Here is a 3,033-nt window from a genome sequence, read left to right as displayed (position 1 = left end):
CCTCCGGAATCGAGCAGGAGGAGGCGAACCGGTGGATCCGCACCGCCTTCGGGGAGCAGGAACGCCCGGTCGGTGAGCCCGCCGAGCCCGGCGAGGCGCCGAAGCCACCCACCGCCCCGCCGATCGGCTGAGCGCGGGCCGCCGCCGGCCGGGCCTCAGCCCAGCTCGGCCAGCGCCGCGAGCAGCCGGTCCACCTGGGCGGCCGTGCTGCCCAGCCCGATGCTGGCGCGCAGCGCGGTGGGCGGCAGGTCCCGCCGGCCGGTACGTCCCGCCGCCTCACTGAGCAGCCGCCGGGCCAGCGGGTGGGCACAGAACAACCCGTCCCGTACGCCGATGTGGTGCTCGGCGGCCAGCCGGGTGGCCACCTCGGTGGAGTCCCGACCGGCGACCACGAACGAGACGATGCCGACCCGGGGCGCGTCCGGGCCGAAGGTGCGCAGCTCCACGACGTGCGGCAGGGCGGCGAGGCCGGTCCGCAGCCGGGCCAGCACTGCCTGCTCGTGGGCGGCCAGCGCGGCCCGGTCCGCGTCGTCGAGCGCCGCGCACACCGCCGCCAGCGCAACCGCGCCGAGCAGGTTCGGGGTGCCGCCCTCGTGGCGGGCCGGACCGGTCGCCCAGGTCACGTCGTGGGTGGCCGGACCGACGTGACTGGTGGCCCCGCCGCCGGCCAGGTACGGCGGCGCGGCGTCCAACCAGTCCGCCCGGCCGATCAGCACGCCCGCGCCGAACGGCGCGTACAGCTTGTGGCCGGACACGGCCAGATAGTCGACGTCCAGCGTGAGCAGGTCGACCGGGGCGTGCGGGGCGAGTTGCGCGGCGTCGAGCACGATCCGGGCACCGTGCCGGTGGGCCACCCGCGCCAACTCGGCGACCGGCCACCGCTCACCGGTCACGTTGCTCGCACCGGTCACCGCGACCAGCACCGGCAGCGCCGGGTTGCTGCCCCGACGCAGCTCGGTCAGGGCGGCGGCGAGATCGCGTACCGCCCCGTCGGGATCGGTGGGCACCGGCAGCCGCACCGATCCGCGCGGCCAGGGCAGCAGGTTGGCGTGGTGTTCGCCGGCGAACGTGACGACCGTCGTGCCGGCCGGCACGGCCCGCGCCAGCAGGTTGAGCGCGTCCGTGGTGTTGCGGGTGAAGATCACGTGATCGTCGGCGCGAGCGCGGAAGTGGTCCCCGATCGTCTGCCGGGCCTGCTCGTAGGCGAGGGTGCAGCGTCGCGACAGCGCTCCCGCGCCGCGGTGCACGCTGGCGTACCAGGGCAGCAGCTCGGCCACCGCGTCGGCGGCGGCCCGCGCGCACGGTGCGCTGGCCGCGTAGTCCAGGTTGATCTCGCCGGGCACACCGAGGACGTCGAGCGGCGCGGACGGCCTGGCGGGCACTGTGGGCAGCGAGGGAACGAGGGTGACGGACACGCCGGAACCTCCGGGGTCAGGGACCCCGGGTGCGACATCGGGACGGGGTCCGCGCTTGCCCAGCACACCGATCGGGCTGGGCCCGGTCATCACCCGGGGCACCCCACCGCGAACTCGACGAGGGTTGCCGGCCAGCAAACCGGGGTTTGACGCTGGCGCTCGTGACCTGCCGGCAGCATAGCGGCTACCGATGCGGCCGAACCAGCCGGCGGTGGATGGCTACGCTGACCGCATGGCCGACACCCCGCCCGGTTCACCGCTGCCGCCGTCGCCCGCCGGCCCGCCCGCGCCCGCCGCCCCGCCGGTGGCCGAGACGCCCCGGATGCCGCTGCGCCGACTGGGCTGGCGGCGGTTCCTGGTGCTGGCCGGGGTGGTGCTGTTCATCGCGGCGTGCGCGGTGTTCATGGTCTTCACGCTCGGCCAGTCGCTCGGTGCGCAGGCCCTGCTGATCGGGGTGGTGGCCGCCATCCTGCCGGTGCCGGTGCTGGTCGGCTGCTTCCTCTGGTTGGACCGGTACGAACCCGAGCCGCTGAAGTATCTGATCTTCTGCTTCGCCTGGGGTGCGTTCGTCTCCACCGCCGCCTCGCTCACTGTGAACGACTTCGCGGCCAACCGGTTCGCCGACTGGGGCCTGCCGTCCGCGCTCACCGGGGTGCTGGTGGCGCCGTTCATCGAGGAGTTGACCAAGGCGCTGGGCCCGATCCTGCTGCTGGTGTTCCGCCGCCGCGAATGGTCCGGGATCACCGACGGCCTGGTCTACTGCGGGCTCTCCGCGGTCGGCTTCGCGATGGTGGAGAACATCCTCTACCTGGGCGGGTTGGGCTACGCCTCCGGTGCCGACCGCTATGGCCCGGCGACCGGCATCCAGCAGGTCATCGCGATCTTCATCCTGCGGATCCTGCTGTTCGGGTTCGCCCATCCCCTTTTCACCTCGATGACCGGTGTGGGGCTGGGGATCGCCTCCCGGACGGCCGACCGGCGCATCCGGGTGCTCGCCCCGATCGCCGGCCTGCTGCTCGCGATGATGCTGCACGGCACGTGGAACCTGCTGCCCACGCTCACCCAGGCCACCGGCGAGGCGGTGATCATGCTGTACGGCTTCCTGGGCCTGATGGTGCCGGTCTTCTTCGGCACCGTGGGGCTGGCGCTGTGGCTGCGCGCCTGGGAGGGGCGGCTCACCGAGCGGGTCCTGCCCGACTACGTACGCGCCGGCTGGCTCAGCCCGCCCGAGGTGGCCGCCCTGAGCAGCCTCGGCAGACGACACGCCGCCCGCAGTTGGGCGCGGCGGGTGGCCGGCGACGCCGGGGTGCGGGCGATGCGGGGTTACCAGTCCGCCGCGACCCGGCTGGCCCTGCTGCGCGACGGGACGCTGCGCGGTCTGGACCGCAAGCCCGCCGACCAGGAGCGGACCGCACGTGAGGAGCGGGAGTTGCTGGACGCGATCAGCGCGTACCGGACGTTCTTCGTCGGTCGGGACCCGCAGGCCCCGGCGGGGGTCTGGGACGGCAGCCGCTACCACCTGCGCTTCCCGGACGGCACCCAGCGCCCGGTGGACGCGCCGCACGAGCCGGTGGTGCCGATCCCGGTGGTGCTGGCCCCCGCCCCGGCTCCGGTGGGG

Annotated in this window: 2 protein-coding genes and 1 riboswitch; of the genes, one reads left to right on the top strand and one right to left on the bottom strand. The window is 74.6% G+C overall.

The features are described 5' to 3' along the window. Nucleotides 1–155 precede the first annotated feature (155 nt). The gene (locus tag KBX53_RS27715; protein WP_210862467.1) at nt 156–1,415 is read right to left on the bottom strand and encodes an aminotransferase class V-fold PLP-dependent enzyme; all 1,260 of its coding nucleotides are present in this window, start codon (nt 1,413–1,415) and stop codon (nt 156–158) included. A gap of 46 nt (nt 1,416–1,461) precedes the next feature. Beyond that, nucleotides 1,462–1,582, bottom strand: a riboswitch (SAM riboswitch). Nucleotides 1,583–1,605: 23 nt separating this feature from the next. On the opposite strand from KBX53_RS27715, the gene KBX53_RS27710 reads away from it, so the two are divergent. Next, nucleotides 1,606–3,033: PrsW family intramembrane metalloprotease (locus tag KBX53_RS27710; protein WP_210862466.1), on the top strand; the 1,428-nt coding region annotated here is incomplete at its 3' end.

It is taken from the genome of Micromonospora sp. M51, from assembly GCF_018070305.1.
In the GTDB taxonomy this organism is placed as follows: domain Bacteria; phylum Actinomycetota; class Actinomycetes; order Mycobacteriales; family Micromonosporaceae; genus Micromonospora; species Micromonospora parva.
The sequence above is the reverse complement of the archived record's forward strand: the minus strand, read 5'-3'. Positions and strand labels throughout refer to the sequence as shown.